Annotated in this window: 16 protein-coding genes; 15 read left to right on the forward strand and 1 reads right to left on the reverse strand. The window is 66.7% G+C overall.

Annotated features, from left to right (window positions below):
- Positions 1 to 13: 13 nt before the first annotated feature.
- The 15 genes from HW932_RS02850 (at position 14) to traN (ending at position 14,167) form a co-directional block, all read left to right on the forward strand.
- On the forward strand, positions 14 to 598 hold the full coding sequence (locus HW932_RS02850) for an IncC plasmid conjugative DNA transfer DtrJ family protein (protein ID WP_343046947.1): 585 nt from the start codon (positions 14 to 16) through the stop codon (positions 596 to 598).
- A gap of 100 nt (positions 599 to 698) precedes the next feature.
- Complete coding sequence (gene traL / locus HW932_RS02855; protein WP_176974992.1) at positions 699 to 980, forward strand: type IV conjugative transfer system protein TraL; 282 nt, start codon at positions 699 to 701, stop codon at positions 978 to 980.
- Positions 977 to 1,579, forward strand: coding sequence for a TraE/TraK family type IV conjugative transfer system protein (locus HW932_RS02860; RefSeq protein WP_176974993.1), 603 nt, complete (start codon positions 977 to 979; stop codon positions 1,577 to 1,579). The genes traL and HW932_RS02860 overlap by 4 nt, the downstream gene beginning before the upstream one ends.
- A gap of 86 nt (positions 1,580 to 1,665) precedes the next feature.
- A complete protein-coding gene (locus HW932_RS02865) occupies positions 1,666 to 2,637 on the forward strand; it encodes a TraK domain-containing protein (RefSeq protein WP_176974994.1) in 972 nt (323 codons plus the stop codon).
- Positions 2,637 to 3,965, forward strand: coding sequence for a TraB/VirB10 family protein (locus HW932_RS02870; protein WP_176974995.1), 1,329 nt, complete (start codon positions 2,637 to 2,639; stop codon positions 3,963 to 3,965). Before HW932_RS02865 ends, HW932_RS02870 begins: the two co-directional genes overlap by 1 nt.
- Positions 3,966 to 3,998: 33 nt before the next feature.
- Entirely contained in the window at positions 3,999 to 4,790 is a 792-nt protein-coding gene (locus HW932_RS02875) for a disulfide isomerase DsbC N-terminal domain-containing protein (protein ID WP_246296632.1), read from the forward strand.
- Positions 4,787 to 5,530, forward strand: a complete 744-nt coding sequence (locus HW932_RS02880) for a TraV family lipoprotein (RefSeq protein ID WP_176974996.1) — start codon at positions 4,787 to 4,789, stop codon at positions 5,528 to 5,530. The genes HW932_RS02875 and HW932_RS02880 overlap by 4 nt, the downstream gene beginning before the upstream one ends.
- Entirely contained in the window at positions 5,527 to 5,847 is a 321-nt protein-coding gene (gene traA / locus HW932_RS02885; protein ID WP_176974997.1) for a TraA family conjugative transfer protein, read from the forward strand. Before HW932_RS02880 ends, traA begins: the two co-directional genes overlap by 4 nt.
- A gap of 119 nt (positions 5,848 to 5,966) precedes the next feature.
- Positions 5,967 to 6,269, forward strand: a complete 303-nt coding sequence (locus HW932_RS02890; protein ID WP_176974998.1) for an RRXRR domain-containing protein — start codon at positions 5,967 to 5,969, stop codon at positions 6,267 to 6,269.
- Entirely contained in the window at positions 6,266 to 8,662 is a 2,397-nt protein-coding gene (traC, locus tag HW932_RS02895; RefSeq protein WP_176974999.1) for a type IV secretion system protein TraC, read from the forward strand. Before HW932_RS02890 ends, traC begins: the two co-directional genes overlap by 4 nt.
- Positions 8,655 to 8,972, forward strand: coding sequence for a hypothetical protein (locus HW932_RS02900; RefSeq protein WP_246296634.1), 318 nt, complete (start codon positions 8,655 to 8,657; stop codon positions 8,970 to 8,972). Before traC ends, HW932_RS02900 begins: the two co-directional genes overlap by 8 nt.
- 67 nt (positions 8,973 to 9,039) lie before the next feature.
- Positions 9,040 to 9,534 (forward strand): signal peptidase I, encoded by a 495-nt coding sequence (gene lepB, locus HW932_RS02905; RefSeq protein ID WP_343046948.1) that lies wholly within the window; start codon positions 9,040 to 9,042, stop codon positions 9,532 to 9,534.
- A complete protein-coding gene (locus tag HW932_RS02910; RefSeq protein ID WP_176975001.1) occupies positions 9,521 to 10,723 on the forward strand; it encodes a TrbC family F-type conjugative pilus assembly protein in 1,203 nt (400 codons plus the stop codon). Before lepB ends, HW932_RS02910 begins: the two co-directional genes overlap by 14 nt.
- 2 nt (positions 10,724 to 10,725) lie before the next feature.
- On the forward strand, positions 10,726 to 11,784 hold the full coding sequence (locus tag HW932_RS02915) for a TraU family protein (RefSeq protein WP_176975002.1): 1,059 nt from the start codon (positions 10,726 to 10,728) through the stop codon (positions 11,782 to 11,784).
- 19 nt (positions 11,785 to 11,803) lie between these two features.
- The gene (gene traN, locus HW932_RS02920) at positions 11,804 to 14,167 is read left to right on the forward strand and encodes a conjugal transfer protein TraN (RefSeq protein ID WP_343046949.1); all 2,364 of its coding nucleotides are present in this window, start codon (positions 11,804 to 11,806) and stop codon (positions 14,165 to 14,167) included.
- Positions 14,168 to 14,189: 22 nt separating this feature from the next.
- Here the strand turns inward: traN and HW932_RS02925 are convergent, their stop codons facing one another.
- A complete protein-coding gene (locus HW932_RS02925) occupies positions 14,190 to 15,233 on the reverse strand; it encodes a protein kinase domain-containing protein (protein WP_176975004.1) in 1,044 nt (347 codons plus the stop codon).
- Positions 15,234 to 15,337 lie beyond the last annotated feature (104 nt).

Below are 15,337 nucleotides of genomic sequence, written 5' to 3' on the forward strand. Positions count from 1 at the left end.
GAGCTCCGTCTCGGTGGCGCTGATCAGTCTTGTGCTGGTGGCGCTGATTGCGGGGGCCGTCTTCATCCCGACCGCCTGGCTGCGGCAGGTGCAGGCGCTCGAACAGCAGTGGATCCTGAGCCATCTGGGCGAGAACACCGCACGCGCCATTCTGCATCAGGCCGCGCGCTGGTTTGACGCGCAGGTGGCGGCCAGTGGCCGAGGCGATCGCGCCCTGCAGGAGGCGCTGTCCTGGACGCTCCTGGAGGGGAGCGATCCGGCCTGGCTGACCGATCGTCTGGAGGCCGCCTGGCTCCTGGTCGAGCTGGCGTTGCTGCGCGCCGCGCTGCTGGCGGCTTGGGCGCCGGCCATGGGGCTGCTGCTCATGGCCGGCGTGCTCGACGGGCACTGGCGCTGGCGCATCCGCCAGCTGGGATTCGACTATCCCAGTCCAAGCGCGCGTCAGGCCGGCCAGTTGGGGTTGAGGCTGGTCGTCGGTCTGCTGCTGTTCATGGTGCTCCTGCCGGTCCCGCTGCACCCGTTCGTGATTCCACTCCTGGGGCTGCCGGCGGTGCTCTTCATCGGCACCAGCCTCGCGCACCGTCCAAAACAACTCTGAAACAACGGTTCCCGGTGCGATCACGGTTGTTTGCTGACGGGGCTGGCGAAAATCGGCATCGTTAAGGACACCGACACCACGTCACCCGAACCTGATGCCGATGGCCAGCCTTGAACTCCCGCGTCATGTCGATGATCCGCCGAACCTGCTGTTTTGGCGCATCGATGATGTGATTCCCTTTTTCCTGGTGCTGATCATCGGCGTCCTCATCAATCAGCCGCTGATCTTCAGCCTGCTGGGACTGCTGGCGGTGCGTCTCTACGGACGCTTTCGCGAGAGCCGCGCGGATGGCTATGCGCTCCATGCGCTCTATTGGATCGGATTGATGCCGATGGGACATCGCACCACCCCGAATCCCTTCGTGCGTCGGTATCTGCCATGACGCTGACGCGCTTTCGCCAGACCTGGCAGTCGCTGGTGGCGGAAAACCGCTTTCATCGCGGCCTCCTGCTGGGGCTGCTCGTGACCAATCTGCTGACGCTGATGGCGCTGTTGCAGGCCGAGCGTACCGTGGTGCTGGTGCCGCCGATCCTCGAACAACAAGTCAATGTCGCCCGCGAGGCGGCCAGCCAGGAGGTCAAGGAGGCCTGGGGGCTGTTCGTCACCGAGTTGCTGGGCAATGTCACGCCCACCAACGCACCCTTTCTGCACCAGACCCTGGAGCCGCTGCTCAGTCCCGGCTTGCGGCGTGAGGTCGCACAGGTGCTGGAGGCGCAGGTGGCCGAGTTGCGGCGCGATCGCGTCAGCGTGCGCTTCAGCCCGGAGACGATTCAATTCGATCCGGCGACCGATCGGGTGCGGGTGAGCGGCAAGCAGGTCGTCACCGGACCGGGCGCCGATCCGGTGACACGCCCGCGCAGCTACGAGATCGGGGTGATGTTCCGTAACTATCGCCCCGTCATCACGTACCTGGATGCCTACGCCGACCCGCGCGAGCGTCAGGGGCGCGGTCGCGAGGACAGCGGGGAGCCGCGTCCTTAACCGGCCGGTACGGCCACCGGACAGCGCCTGCGCGCTCGCTTTCAACCCATCACCCAGACGGCCTCCGTCTGGCCGAGGAATGTGCCATGTCTCTCGACCGCTTCAGACTTCGCTCGGCGTCAGCCTCCAGCTTGGGTTCGGCGCTCGCGCTCGCGCTGGCGCTGGTTGGCCTGACTCCGGCGGCGGCCCAGCACGAGGACATCGGCATCGAGCTGCCGTCCGTCCCCGATGCCTGGCTGGCCAGTGAGCGTTCGGCGCCGACCGATGGCTGGGGAGGGCGCTTGTTACCAGTCAAGGCCGAGACGCCGGCGGCCTCGACGAGCCATCTCGAACTCGGGCCGATGACGGTCAATGTCACCGTGGGCGTCAATCTGATCCTCGACATCGCGATCGATCATCTCAACCGGATCCTCACCCCCTTTCCCAATCCGCAGGTGCGCACCGTTTCGGACGCAACGACCAGCGTCGACGGCTCGGCCATCTATGTGGCCACGGCCAATGAAACCCCCGTCACCCTGTTCATCAGCGATGCCTCCGATCCCAATCACGCCGTGTCGCTGACCCTGGCTCCGCGACGCATTCCGCCGCGCGAGATCCGTCTGGTGCTCACCGATCCCTGGCCGGGGCCGACGCCGCCCCGGAATCCGGCCGGACCGGCGTCCGGCGCTGCGTCCGACTATGTCGCGGCGATCACCGACGCCATGCGCGCGCTGGCCAAGGAAGAGATCCCCCAGGGTTACAGCCTGCGTCCGGCCAAGCGTGGCGAGACCGTCACCTGTGTCCAGCTTGGACTGGAGACGCGCCGTGGCCAGGTGCTGGAGGGCAGCGGGTTGTGGTTGGTGACGGCGCTGGCGCGCAATACCACTGAGGCGCCGCTGGAGATCGAGGAGCGGGCCTGTCGGGCCGACATCGACGGCGACACGGTGGCGGTGGCCGCCTGGCCGCGTGTGTGGCTGGAGCCGGGCGAGCGGGTCGAACTCTATGTGGCGGCCCGTCTACGCCCACAGGCGCAGCGCCATCCGGAACGTCCTTCACTGCGCGGGGCGGGAGCGCGCTGATGCCCGTGCGTCCCCTACACGCCTGGGAACGGCTGTCGCCCACCTGGCGCCGTTGGCTGGTCATCGGTGGCGTGCTTGGGACCGTGGCCCTGATCGCCGTGCTGGCCTTTGAGCCGCAGACGCCGACGGCGACGCGCACCCAGGAGGCGCGCGAACGACTGACGCGCCGGCTGCTCACCGATACCGATCCCCGCACCCTTGGCATCGATGGGCTGGCCCAACGATTGGAGCAGCTGGAGCGACAACTGGCCCAAGCCGCCACCCGGCAGAGTCAGCGCGACAGCCGTGAGACGACCGCCGTCAATCAGCAGGTCGAGCAGCTGCGCCAGGCGCAGGACGTCCAGGTCGAGGCACTGCGCCAGGAGATCGCGCGCTTGAAGACGGCACTGGAAGCGCCTCAGACCATGCCACAACCGCCGTCGCCGCCGGCAACGCCGGAAGCGGGCGCTGCACCGACGCCACCGCCCGCCGCGCCTGCCGCCGAACCCGCCGCTGGATTGTTCGAACGTCGGCCGGCCACAGCCGTGACGCCCCTGAGTCCCAACCCGGCCACCCGGACTCCGAATGCCGGTGCGCTGAGTATCCGTGTGGTGGAGCAGACGCCGACCACCCAGGCGACGGCCACAGCGGCCACGCCCCCTGGGCCGATCCCCGATCCGGGTGCCGAGGCCATTGTGATTCCGGCCGGCAGCCTGCTGCGAGGCGTGCTGTTGTCCGGGATGGATGCGCCAACCGGACGCCAGGCCCGGCGCGATCCGTATCCGGCGCTGGTGCGTCTCAAACATGAGGCCATCCTGCCCAACCGTTTCCGCGCCGATGTGCGCGAATGCTTTATCACGGTCGCCGGCTACGGTGAGCTGTCGAGTGAGCGCGCGTTTCTGCGCACCGAGGTGATCACCTGTGTGCGTCATGACGGCGGGGTGATCGAGGTGCCGATGGACGGCTATGCCGTCGGCGAGGATGGCAAGGTCGGGCTGCGCGGACGTCTGGTCTCCAAGCAGGGGCAGGTGATCGCGCGGGCGATGCAGGTCTCCTTCCTGCAAGGGATATCGGACGTCTTCAACAAAAGCACGGTGACGACCATCTCGACCACGAGCGACGGGACGGTGCGCTACCAGGACGTGCTGTCGAGCGATTCGGCCCAGGCCGCCGCGATTACCGGCACGGGCAAGGCGCTCGATCGCCTGGCCCAGTATTACCTGGACATGGCCGAGAACATTTTTCCGGTGATCGAGATCGATGCCGGACGCGCGATCGAGGTGATCCTCAATCGGGGCGCCTCCCTGCAACTGGCCGGCCCCCGAGCCGCGCGTGGCGTGCGTCGCTGACGCGCGCTTTCCAATCACCCGGTCGAGATGCTCATGATCCACAGAAACACCCCATCGTTCAGGTTACTCATCGCCGTTCTGGCCATGCCGCTTGCAGCCTCTGCCGGCGAGCGCATCACGCCGCCGGAGGCCGGTCCGCCTCCGTTGGCGACGCCAAGACCGGATGAGGGAACCCTCGAACACTGGATGCAGGGCATCGACGGCATGCGGCGTCTGCCCGTGGCGGGGGTGCACATGGTGCAGGCCGGGGAGCGCGTCTTCTTCGTTTCCACCAACGGGCGCTATGTCTTTCTCGGCGCGGCGATCGACCTCTGGAATGGCGAGCGGTTGACGTCACTGGCCGAGGCCGACCGTTGGCTGGAGCGTCTGGATCCGGCGCGGCTCAAGCTGGATGTCGGCGATCTGGGCGCCCTCGACGTCGGCGCGGGCGCCCAGGAGGTTCGGATCTTCGTCGATCCCCAGTGCACGCAGTGCGCCGACCTGCTCGACCAGATCGCCGCCTTGACGCCAGCCGAACGTGCGCCCTATCGATTCCGTCTCATTCCGCTCGCGGTGCTCGGACAGCCGTCGGTGGCGATCGTCGTGCGGCTCAATTGCCTGGCCGAAACCGATCGCGCGCGGGCCACCGAAGCCTTGCTCACCCATCAGTTCGAGACCCTGCCCGGCGCGAGCGGAACCTGTGGTCAGGGCGCGCTGCAACGGGCGCTGGTCACGGCCCAGTTGCTGGGGATCGACCGGGTTCCTTTTCTGATCGCTCCCGATGGGCGGCTCCAGGCCGGCGCGCCCATGAATCTGCCGCTCTGGCTCCAAGGAGACGACGCATGACCTCGAACCTCGATTGGCGACACGCTATACAGGGCGCCGGGATGCTGATGCTCCTGGGTGGACTCACCTTGACCACGGGGTGCGGTTCGCTGGCGGTGGGTGAGAAGCGTTTTGGCTGTCAAGGCCATCCCAGCGATCCGTTGTGTCTGCCCGCCTCCCGGGTCTACCAGCTGACCAGCGGGACCGACACGCTCCAGACCCGCGATCCGGCCGATGTCCCGGACGCCGCCGCCCAGCGACCGCCACGGCACGCCGCCACCGGACAGCGGCGCTCAGACTCCATCGGCTCCATGGGATTTTTCGGTGAGGATGCGGCCCTGTTCGGCGCCACACATGCGCGGACGTCCCGCCCGCGCGCCGCGCAGACCCCGGCGGACGTTCCGTCGGTCGAGGAGGCGCCGCACGCGGTGGCCGAGTCGCTGCTGCTGCCACGCTCGCGCGACCCGATTCCGTTGCGACTCCCGTCCCAGGTCATGCGCATCTGGCTTGCGCCCTGGGAAGACGACCAATCCGATCTGCATGCCAGCGGCTATGTCTTCACCGAGATCGTCCCGCGCACCTGGACGCTCGCCGCCGGTCCCGACCGCTTCTCCAACGCACAGCTCAAACCGCTGCAGGTGCAACAGCGGGCGCACGCGGTCTCGCCGGTGCCGCCCGGACAGCGGCGAGCACCTGACGAGGCCGGGGCGTCGTCATCCGCATCACCCACCATGAACACTCAGAGGACTATCACACCATGACTCCATCCACACGACTGATGGCCGGCCGGATCCTGATCCTGGCCACGGCCTTCACCCCGATGCTGGCGCTGGCCACCTCCGGGACCGGTGATACCACCGGCACGGAATTCCAGGTGGTCTACGAACTATTGACCGGCTGGATGACCGGCCTGCTGGGTAAGGTCGTCGCGATCGCCTTCATCCTGGTCGGCCTGGTGGCCGGTGTGATGCGCCAGTCGATCATGGGCTTCGTGGTCGGTGTCTCGGCCGGCGTCGGGATGCTGGTCGCACCCAACATCATCAATACCCTGTTCACGGCCACGCTACCGCTGGCCTGAACACCGACTTGACGACGTCGCTTCACCTCTCCTGCGCATTCACTGTGCGCCACCGGCCAACCCCGGCCGAGACCGGGCCGGCAACGGCCCACCCCTTTCGATCGGCGAGGATTCAGTCTATGTCCAGTCAGCTCGCACTCCCCGAGACCCGGCACTATCTGTCGGTCCCCAAGTGTCTGTTCCAGGCGATTGCCCGGCTGTCGTGGCCGGCGCGCGATCGTCTCTTCGAGCAAGCGCTGTCACAGGTCCAGGGACGCACGCCGGTGCTGGTGTGTGATGCCAATCGCCGTCTGCTGCGACCCTGTCACCCGGCCCGCGCGCGTGAGCTCCTGACACGCAAGCGCGCCCGGCTCCTCTGTGCCGATCCGCCCTTGTTGCAGCTGCGTCATGCGGTCGTCGCCGGCACGGAGCCGTGCGCATGAAGGAGCGCCGATTCCAGGGCGAGCGTGCCGCCGCCCTGTTCCCGTTGCTGGCCGGTGATCCGGAACATGGAATTTTTCTGCTCGATGATCAGAGCCTCGCCTTTGGCTGGCTCTGCCAACCACTGGCTGGAGCCGATCAGGGCCATGCCGACCGCCTGACGGCCCTGGTCAACCAGGAATGGCCGACCGACACCCTGTTGCAGGTGCTGCTCTGGGCCTCGCCGGACATCGAGGGACCGCTGGCGGTGATGAACGGACTGCGCACCGGATTGCACCAGCCATTGCTGCGTGCCGCCACCGCCGAGCGCGCGGCCTTTCTGCGCGCCGGGGTCCGGCGTCCCATCGTCCAGTCGTCGGACACCCGGGTGCGCGACGTACAGGTGCTGGTGACGGTGAAACTGCCGCTGCCCGGTCCCCTGCCGACGTCGGCGGCGCATCAGGCGGCCATCGATCTGCGCGCCAGCACCGAACAGGTGCTCATCACCGTGGGTCTACAGCCGCGCCCGCTGATGGCGGGTGATATCAGCCGGATCATGAACACCCTGCTCAACTGGGACGAGGCGGCGACCTGGCGCGAGCGCATCACGCCCGAAGTCGATCCGACACGTCTGCTGCGCGAGCACTTCCTCGACCCGGATCAGGCGCTGGAGGTCGATGCGCAGGGACTGACCCTGGGTGAGTACCGGGTGCAGACGCTCTCGGTCAAACGCTTCCCGGACCGGCTGCATTTCGGCTTGGCGGCGCGCTATCTGAGCGATCCGTTCTCCGGCGCTCGCGGCATCTCCAACAATCTGCTGGTGTGCCTGAATCTGTTCTTTCCCGAGCCGGAATCGACGCGCTCGCTCTTGCAGACCCAGAGCCAGTGGGCCACCAACATGGCCACCGGTCCGATCGCGCTCTATCTGCCCCGGCTCGCCGAACGGGCACGCGGTTTTCGGGTGCTGTTCGAGCGCCTCGATGCCGGGGATCGCCCAGTCAAGGCGCATCTGGGACTGGTGCTGTTTGCGCCCAAGAACCAGGCGACCGCCGCCGCCTCCAACCTGCGCACCTATTGGCGTGAGCTGGGGTTTCAGGTGGTGACGGATCGCTTCTTCACGCTGCCGCTGTTTTTGAACTGTCTGCCGTTTGGCGCCGACCGGAGCGCCATCCGCGACATGCAGCGCTATCGCACACTGGCGGCCACGCACGCGGTCAACCTGATGCCGGTGCTCGGCGACTGGAAGGGCACGGGCACGCCGGTGCTGAACCTCATCAGCCGGGGCGGGCAGCTGATGAATCTCTCGCTGTTCGATTCGGCCTCCAACTACAACGCCTGTATCGCCGCCCAGTCCGGTTCGGGCAAGTCGTTTCTGACCAATGAACTGATTTCGACCACGCTCTCGGTCGGGGGACGCTGCTGGGTGGTCGATGTCGGGCGCAGTTACGAGAAGCTCTGCGATGCGCTGGATGGTCAGTTCCTGGCTTTCACGCGCGAGTCCCGGATCTGCCTCAATCCGTTCGCTCTGGTTCAGCACTGGGAAGAGGAGGCCGACATGATCGCCGCCCTGGTCGGGGCGATGATCGCGCCCTCCGGTGTCCTGGACGATTATGCGCAATCCGGACTCAAGCGCGTCCTCAAGAGTGTCTGGGACAGCCAGGGTCAGGCGATGACCATCGACGCCATCGCCGAGGCGCTGGTGGCTGAGGCCGATGTGCGGCTACGGGATCTCGGCACTCAACTCTATCCCTTCACCGCCCAGGGTGAGTACGGGCGCTTCTTCAATGGACCGAACAGTATCGAGTTCTCAGCGCCGTTCGTGGTGCTGGAGCTCGAAGAGCTCAAGGGCCGCAAGCACTTGCAGCAGGTCGTGCTGTTGCAGCTGATCTATCAGATCCAGCAGGCGATGTATCTCGGTGAGCGCGATCAGGCCAAGCTGGTGATCATCGACGAGGCCTGGGATCTGCTCACCCAGGGGGATGTGGCACGATTCATCGAGACCGGCTACCGGCGCTTTCGCAAGTACCGGGGGGCGGCGGTCACGGTCACCCAGTCGCTCAACGACCTCTACACCAATCCGACCGGGCGGGCGATCGCCGAGAACTCGGCCCATACCTTCCTGCTCGCCCAGCCGGCCCAGGCCATCGATCAGCTGCAAGCGGCCAAGCGGCTGCCCTTGACTGAGGGCGGGGCGGAGTTGCTCAAGACCGTGCATACGATTCCGGGGGCGTACTCCGAGATCCTGGTGATTGGGGATCAGGGGGCGGGAATCGGGCGGCTGGTCGTCGATCCGTTCCGGCGGCTGCTGTATTCGACCCATCCGCGCGATGTGGCGGCACTGAATGCGCGCCGTCGGCAGGGCTGTTCCATCGATGAGGCGATCCGGCAGGTGCTCCAGGAGCAGGCCTATGGCTGAGCGTGTGGGTGTCGGAACGGTGGTGCTGATTGCGGGCCTGGTGTCGCTGATCAGTAGTGCCGCAGTGGCGATCTGGTGGCAGCGTCAGCTTGATCAGCGCCTGGTGATGCGCCCCCCGGTGATGATCCTTGATCTGTCGGCGCTTGCCCGTGCCACGGATCCCGAAGCCCTGACAGCTGTGATGCGTGCTTACACGCAGGCGGCCGACCGGTTGGCGGAGCAGGGAGTGCTGGTGTTGGAGCGGCAGCGGGTGTTGGCGGCTCCGCGCGAGCTGGTGCTGCGGGAGACGGAGGTGCCGGGTGTGCCTTGAGGCGTGGCGCAGGTGGGTCAACGCCTGGACGTCGCGCGTTCAGGGGTGGCGATGGCGAGAAGTCCGCGTGTCATGGCGCCGGGCCGGTCTCATGGGGCTGGGTTTGGTGCTCGTGCTCGGTCTGGGGCTCTATGGCGCACACCGCTACCGGCTGGGATTCGACCTGCAAGACCATGGCTGTCTCGATGGATCGCGGATTTTTCTGATCGATACCTTCGCGGGGCCGGAAGACGTGATGCAGGGGGATCTGGTGGCCTTTCGTGCTCTGGGGGTGGGGGTACCTGTCTTTGAGGGGCAGTTGTTCATCAAGCGCGCGGCGGGGGTGCCTGGGGACTGGGTGACGGTGACGCTCACGCATACCTGGATCAATGGTCTGCGTCTGGCCGACGGGCTGGCGCTGGCCTCGGCGCTGGCACGCGATCCGGCGACCCTGTTGCGCCATGAGCGGGTGCCGGTGGAGCATTTCTGGATGCTGGGGGAGACCCCGGACAGTTTCGATTCGCGCTACTGGGGTTTTTTGCCGCAGTCGCAGGTGGTGGGGAAGGCGTATGCGCTGTTCTGAATGGGGGCGGGGGCTGGTCATGATGAGCGTCCTGGCCGGGAGCGGTGTGGCCGCCGGTCCGGCCCCGGCGCTTCCGGAGCCGGGTCTGCGTGATGAGGCGGTGCGGATTGAGGAGCGGGCGTTGCTGGAGGCGCGTCCTGACTGGCTCCAAATCCAGGAGCCGGCGGCCGCCCAGTGGGCGCGCGAGCTCGGTGCGCTGGAGGCGCTGAAGCCGCCGTCCTGGATGGCGCCGTCCGCGTCTGGTTTATCGGAGCCGGAGCCGCCGTCCTGGACCGTCACCGTGCTGGCCTCGCGCGCCCTGGGCGAGGCGCAATTGCGTGAACTCCTGGCGATGGCCGCCGATCGTCCCGAGGTGCGGATCGTCTGGCGCGGCGTGGCCCCAGGCGAATCGCTGGGGGCCTTCCTGCGCTGGATCCAGACACCGCTGCGCGCGGCGCTGGCCAACCGCGAGGCTGAGGCGGTTCCGCGTCTCGAACTCGATCCGCGCCCGTTTCAAAACCCGCTGGTCGAACTCGTCCCAACGCTGATCGTCACCGACGGTGACGGAACGGAACTGGCCCGCGTCAGCGGCCTCAGCGATCCGGACTGGATCCTGACCCAGGTGCGCCAGGGACGTCGCGGGGATCTGGGTGTGCGCGGGCCAACGGTGGCCGTCAGCGAGCCGGATCTGATCGCTGAACTGCAACGGCGTCTGGCCGGGATCGACTGGGCGGCCGAGCGTGCGGCGGCCCGGGCGCGCTATTGGGAGCGGGCGACCCTGATCGAGCGCCCGACCGCCGAGCAGCCGCGCGAGCGCCGTCTCGACCTGACGCTCGAAGCCCAGGCCGATGTCCACCTTCCCGATGGCACGCGCGTGATCCGTGCCGGCGCGCGGGTCGATCCACTGGCGATCCGGCCGTTTCGGCAGCGGCTGTTCGTCTTCGATGCCACCGACCCGCGTCAGGTGGCCGATGTGGCCCGACGTGGGGCGGCCAGTCGCGCCGAGGGACGCCTGCCGCTCTATCTGGCCACGCGCCTCGATCGCGCCGCCGGCTGGGACGGCTACCGCGCCGTCCAGACCGCACTCGGAGATCCGCTGTATCTGCTCACTCCCGATGTGGCGCAGCGTTTCCAGATCGAACGGGTGCCGGCACGGGTCGAGGCACGGGGGGACACCCTGGTCGTGGTCGAATGGCCGCCGGAGGGCTGAGGATGGCTGGTGTGCTCAATGCGTCTGTCAGGTGGACGGCGGCGGTGCTCGGACTGCTGCTGGTCCTGGCGCCGACGGCCCACGCCGAGGAGGACGCCACAGCAGGTCTGGGCAACGCCGTCTGTCCCGACGCCGAATTGCTCGGCCCCAAGCTCATCACCGACATCTGCTGGAGCTGTCTGTTTCCGCTGCGCATCGCCGGCGCACCGATCGGTAGCGGCCCGGTCCCGAGCGGGGCCAGTACCCAGGCGCTGTGCGCCTGTCCCGACCCGGCCGGGCTGCCGAGTCCCGGGGTGGTGATCGGGATGTGGGAACCGGCGCGGATCGTCGAGCTGGTGCGGGTGCCCGGCTGTCTGCCGGCGCTGGGCGGCGCCCGGCTCGATCTGGGCGCCTGGCGCACGCTCGGCACGCCGGGACAGGCGACCTACGACGGTTCCGACAAGGCGTTCTACAACTACCACTACTACGCCTTCCCGCTGCTGGTGATGCTCGATCTGTTCTTTCCCGATCGCTGCAACGTCGATCACCTGACCGACTTCGACCTGCTCTATCTTTCCGAACTCGATCCGACCTGGAACAACGACGAGCTGGCCTTCTTTACCAATCCGGAAGCGGCGTTCGTGGCCAACCCGGTCGCTCAAGCCGCCTGTCTGGTCGATGCCGCCTCGGCGACCACAGTGCAAAAGCCCCTGGACGAACTGTTCTGGTGTGCCGGGGCCTGGGGCGGACTCTATCCCTTCACCGGGCGCGTGCCGACGCTCAACGGCCGCCCGTCGGAGATGAGCCTGGCCGGCGCGCGGGTGCTGGCCGCGCTGCACCGGCGGGGACTGGCGCGTCAGACCGTCGGCGATGAGGCCCTGTGCGAGGCGCCCTTCGCGCTCATGTTGCCCAAGACCCAGTACCGGCTGTCGCAGTTCTACCCGCGCCCGGAGGCCAACTCCAACCACGTCATCGGCGAGAGCGAGCTGCGCTGGGGTCTGGGGCGCAACGTGCCGGGGATCGGCGAGGACCATCTGTACCTGATCTGGCGCTGGCATGACTGTTGTCTCAGCTGGTTGTGAGCCGGCGGAGCCGCCGGGCGTGGGCACAGCGAGGCTGGGGCGGACCGCCACCCGTGGGCTGGTCGGGCTCCTGGTCCTGGCGATCAGCTGGACCCCCTGGGCGCTGGTGTGGGGCGATGACCTGCACCGGGCGCTCGACTTTGATCAGGCCGCCGACGACGGACAGGCGCTGGGGAGCGCGCTCGGAATCGATCCGGACCGACTGGCCCCGTTCGAGCAACCGGACGACTACCGGGTCTACTTTCCAGGGGCCGAGACTGGTACGGTCACCGACTGGAGCGCACTCTACGGGAATCCCGTCGCGCTCGAAGCCGCCGGTCTCCAGACGCAGCAGGATCTGGTGGACACGCCCTATGCCGACGCCTCCCCGAGCGGCCAGGCCTACCAGACCCTGCTGGAGCCGCTCGACCGACCGCGCGTCGACCTGAGCGCCGATCCGCTGTGGGACTTCACCGACGCCACCGTCGGCTCGCTGGACGACTTCACCGCCACCTATGCCGACTGCACCTGGGAGACGACCTTCCTCGATCGCCCGCGCACGGTGCACGTCCCCGACTATGAGGCCTGTCTGATCCCGGACACCGATCAGCCCCGGCTCAGCTGCACCACCACGCGCACGCTGGAGGCCACCGTGCACTGGGATCCGGTCACGGTCGGCACCGATCCCGAGACCGGGGAGCCGATCATCGAACTGGTGCGCCGGGTCGAGAAGCGCACCGACCGCTGGGACTGGGCCTCGAGCGCCTGTCAGGAGACGCTCAACGCCCGCCTGATGGACGGTTTCTGCCGCAGCACCACCACCTGCACGTCCAATCCCGACGCGGCCTGTGTGGCCGTGTCCGGCGGAGAGCTGTGCGGGAGCGAACTGGTGGCGCCGCCCTATCACGGGGAGACGGGGAACGAACCCTGGGAGCAATTTTCCGGCATTGGTGCGGCCTGTATGCAGGTGAGCGTTGCGCTCGACTGCACCAGTTTCAATCAGGGACGGATGGAGTGCTGGAACGATCCCGACGGGGTGGAGCACTGTCCCGACAATCCCGGCGATCTGGACAACTGCGCGGCCCTTGACGCCGATCCCAACTGCCGCCGGGTCAGCCGCCAGTGTGCTGAGGCGGCCACCGGGCGCTCCGGGGTGTGCTATGTCGATCAGGTGGTCTATGACTGCGGCACCACGCAGGAGATCACCGGCATCGAGCGCACCGACGCGCTCGACTGTGGCGGCGAGATCCGCTGTCTGGGGGAGGACTGTGTGGCGATCGAACCTGAGTCCTCAGACAACTTCGACGAAGCGGTGGCCGCGCTCCACGCCGCCGAGCTGGTCGCGCTGGATGCCGACTGCACCAGCGCAGGCTGTGCGGTGTTCAAGGGTGAGGCGCTGGAGTGCAAGCGTGCCGTGGGCGGGATCGTCAACTGCTGCGAGCGTCCGGACGGCGTCTCGCTCGGGCTGTATCTGCAACTGATGTTCTCGGTGGCCAAGCTCGACAGTGTCACCATGTCCTTGGTGAAAGCCGGTGTGTCCAATCCCGCCTTCGGGGCCTGGGAGACGCTGCGCTCGCCGCTGGTCGATACTTGGGGCGCGGTCAAGGACGCCTTCACCTCCGCGGTGAACAACATCACCGGCCACACCACGGCGGTGACGACCGAGGCGGCCAAGCAGGGCTTGATCGCGCGCTTCAAGCAGGAGCTGCTGCAACAGACGGCGCAATGGACAGCCCAGACCTTCGGGCCGCAGGCCGCCAGTGCGCTGTTCATCGATGCCGGCAGCGGCGGGGTGGCGGTGGCCGCTGACGGCACGGTGGCCGCCAACGTGGCGCTCAACCCTGCCATCACGGTGGTGATCCAGTGGGTGATGTGGGCCTATCTGATCTACTCCATCGTCATGATCCTGATCCGGCTGATCTGGGAGTGCACCGAGGACGAGTTCACCCTTGGCGTGCAGCGCGCGCTCAAGGCCTGTCATCGGGTCGGCTCCTACTGCCGCAAGAGCATTTTCGGGGCCTGTATCGAGAGCCGCGACAGCTACTGCTGCTTCAACTCGCCGCTGTCGCGGATCCTGAACGAACAGCTGCGCGGACCGGCCGGACTCAGCGGCTATGGGCGCGCCAAAAACCCCAACTGCGCCGGGATCCCGGTCGCGGCCCTGGCCGAGGTCGACTGGAGCCGGGTGGATCTCTCCGAATGGCTGACGCTGCTCACCGACGCGGATCTGATCCTGACCACCACCGGACTGGATCTGGCCACACTCACCGAAGGGTCGGGCAACCGCACGGCTGAACGGCTGGAGGATTTGAGTGAGGTGCAGACGGTGGGGGAGGCCAATCGGGCGGCCGAGGCGCAGGGGTGGGCAGAGACGCTGGAGATATTGCCGAGGCCAAGCGATTAACCAGCGAATCCATGCTTGGTCATCAGCTCACCCAGTTCGACGCTTGAAGTGGTTGCTTGTTGAGTGTGTTCGCTGAAGCGCCTCGCAGCTTGCCTTGTGGTTTCGGTGCGGTTGGACGGATCTCGTCGGAGAGCCAACCTTGCCTGATCGAGTACTGATACTGCTTGAGCAGCAAGCACCAGTCGTCGATTCCGGGACGAGCCAGCGGATTGGCAGCGCCTTCCGTAAAAGTTTGGATAAAGGCGTTTTTCAGGCGGCCAGAGAGATGGCTCCACAGTAGATACCATGGCCCTTGGGGAATGGCGCCCTGACTGCCGGGACGGGCGCCGCCCTTGCCATAGGGGAAATGTCCTTGCCTGAGATTGTCCACCGGATTGCAGCCACCCACGCTGTCATAAGGATGCCGTCCGAGCATCAGGCATTGGAACATCAGGATCGCCAGTGAGAAGGCGTCGCTTGCCGAAGTGCGCCGAACGCGCGCGAAATCCACTCCCAGATGTTCCGGGGCCGTGGTGTCCTGGCTACCGACCGGGCAAGGGAAAAAGGGGCCATTCGACGGCGCGATCTGGAAACTGTCACAGTCGATCAAAGTGACTTGGCCGCTGACCGGGTCGCAGAGGAAGTTGTTCAGATTCACATCGCCCAAATGGATGCCCTGGCGATGCAGGGTCTGGACACAGCGCAACACTTGCAGCAGGGACTCCACCACAAAGTGACGTGAAAGGCCGGGAAAATGTTGGTTGCTCAGTTTGGGATGAGCGAGCTTGCGCAACGTCACTCCAGCACCCCGGCGCATCACGTACCCGATCCACTGGCCCTGATCGTCATAGATGCTCATTCGCGGCCAGGCAAGTGGCTGGTCCTTCAGGCCGGGCCAGGTCGCGATCTGCACCTCGACCTTATCGCGCAATTGGTCGCCTCGTGAGGCCAGTTTCTCTGGGGCGTAGATCTTGACCACCAGATCCGCACGTTCTGGAAGAAGGTAGACGGTTCCCTCTCCGCCCCGATCCAGTTCGGGACCAAGCGTTTTCCCCGCGCCCATCGCATCGAAGACCACTGCGCACATGTCTTGCTCCTGTCCAAGGGTGTTTCTCTGTCAACGCACTGCACGAACGAATTTTCAACATTCAGTTTTGAAAATAGGACTCGAAAGCGCGTTACATCAGGTAT

The sequence above is a fragment of the Allochromatium humboldtianum genome (genome assembly GCF_013385175.1).
Taxonomy (GTDB): domain Bacteria; phylum Pseudomonadota; class Gammaproteobacteria; order Chromatiales; family Chromatiaceae; genus Thermochromatium; species Thermochromatium humboldtianum.

Bases quoted from the DNA above. Each gene is read 5' to 3' on its own strand.
- HW932_RS02890 (WP_176974998.1), top strand. From the start codon at position 5,967: ATGTCCAGTCAGCTCGCACTCCCCGAGACCCGGCACTATCTGTCGGTC.
- traL (WP_176974992.1), top strand. From the start codon at position 699: ATGGCCAGCCTTGAACTCCCGCGTCATGTCGATGATCCGCCGAACCTG.
- traA (WP_176974997.1), top strand. From the start codon at position 5,527: ATGACTCCATCCACACGACTGATGGCCGGCCGGATCCTGATCCTGGCC.
- traC (WP_176974999.1), top strand. From the start codon at position 6,266: ATGAAGGAGCGCCGATTCCAGGGCGAGCGTGCCGCCGCCCTGTTCCCG.
- HW932_RS02875 (WP_246296632.1), top strand. From the start codon at position 3,999: ATGATCCACAGAAACACCCCATCGTTCAGGTTACTCATCGCCGTTCTG.
- HW932_RS02870 (WP_176974995.1), top strand. From the start codon at position 2,637: ATGCCCGTGCGTCCCCTACACGCCTGGGAACGGCTGTCGCCCACCTGG.
- HW932_RS02900 (WP_246296634.1), top strand. From the start codon at position 8,655: ATGGCTGAGCGTGTGGGTGTCGGAACGGTGGTGCTGATTGCGGGCCTG.
- HW932_RS02880 (WP_176974996.1), top strand. From the start codon at position 4,787: ATGACCTCGAACCTCGATTGGCGACACGCTATACAGGGCGCCGGGATG.
- HW932_RS02865 (WP_176974994.1), top strand. From the start codon at position 1,666: ATGTCTCTCGACCGCTTCAGACTTCGCTCGGCGTCAGCCTCCAGCTTG.
- HW932_RS02915 (WP_176975002.1), top strand. From the start codon at position 10,726: ATGGCTGGTGTGCTCAATGCGTCTGTCAGGTGGACGGCGGCGGTGCTC.
- HW932_RS02860 (WP_176974993.1), top strand. From the start codon at position 977: ATGACGCTGACGCGCTTTCGCCAGACCTGGCAGTCGCTGGTGGCGGAA.
- HW932_RS02910 (WP_176975001.1), top strand. From the start codon at position 9,521: ATGCGCTGTTCTGAATGGGGGCGGGGGCTGGTCATGATGAGCGTCCTG.
- HW932_RS02925 (WP_176975004.1), bottom strand. From the start codon at position 15,233: ATGTGCGCAGTGGTCTTCGATGCGATGGGCGCGGGGAAAACGCTTGGT.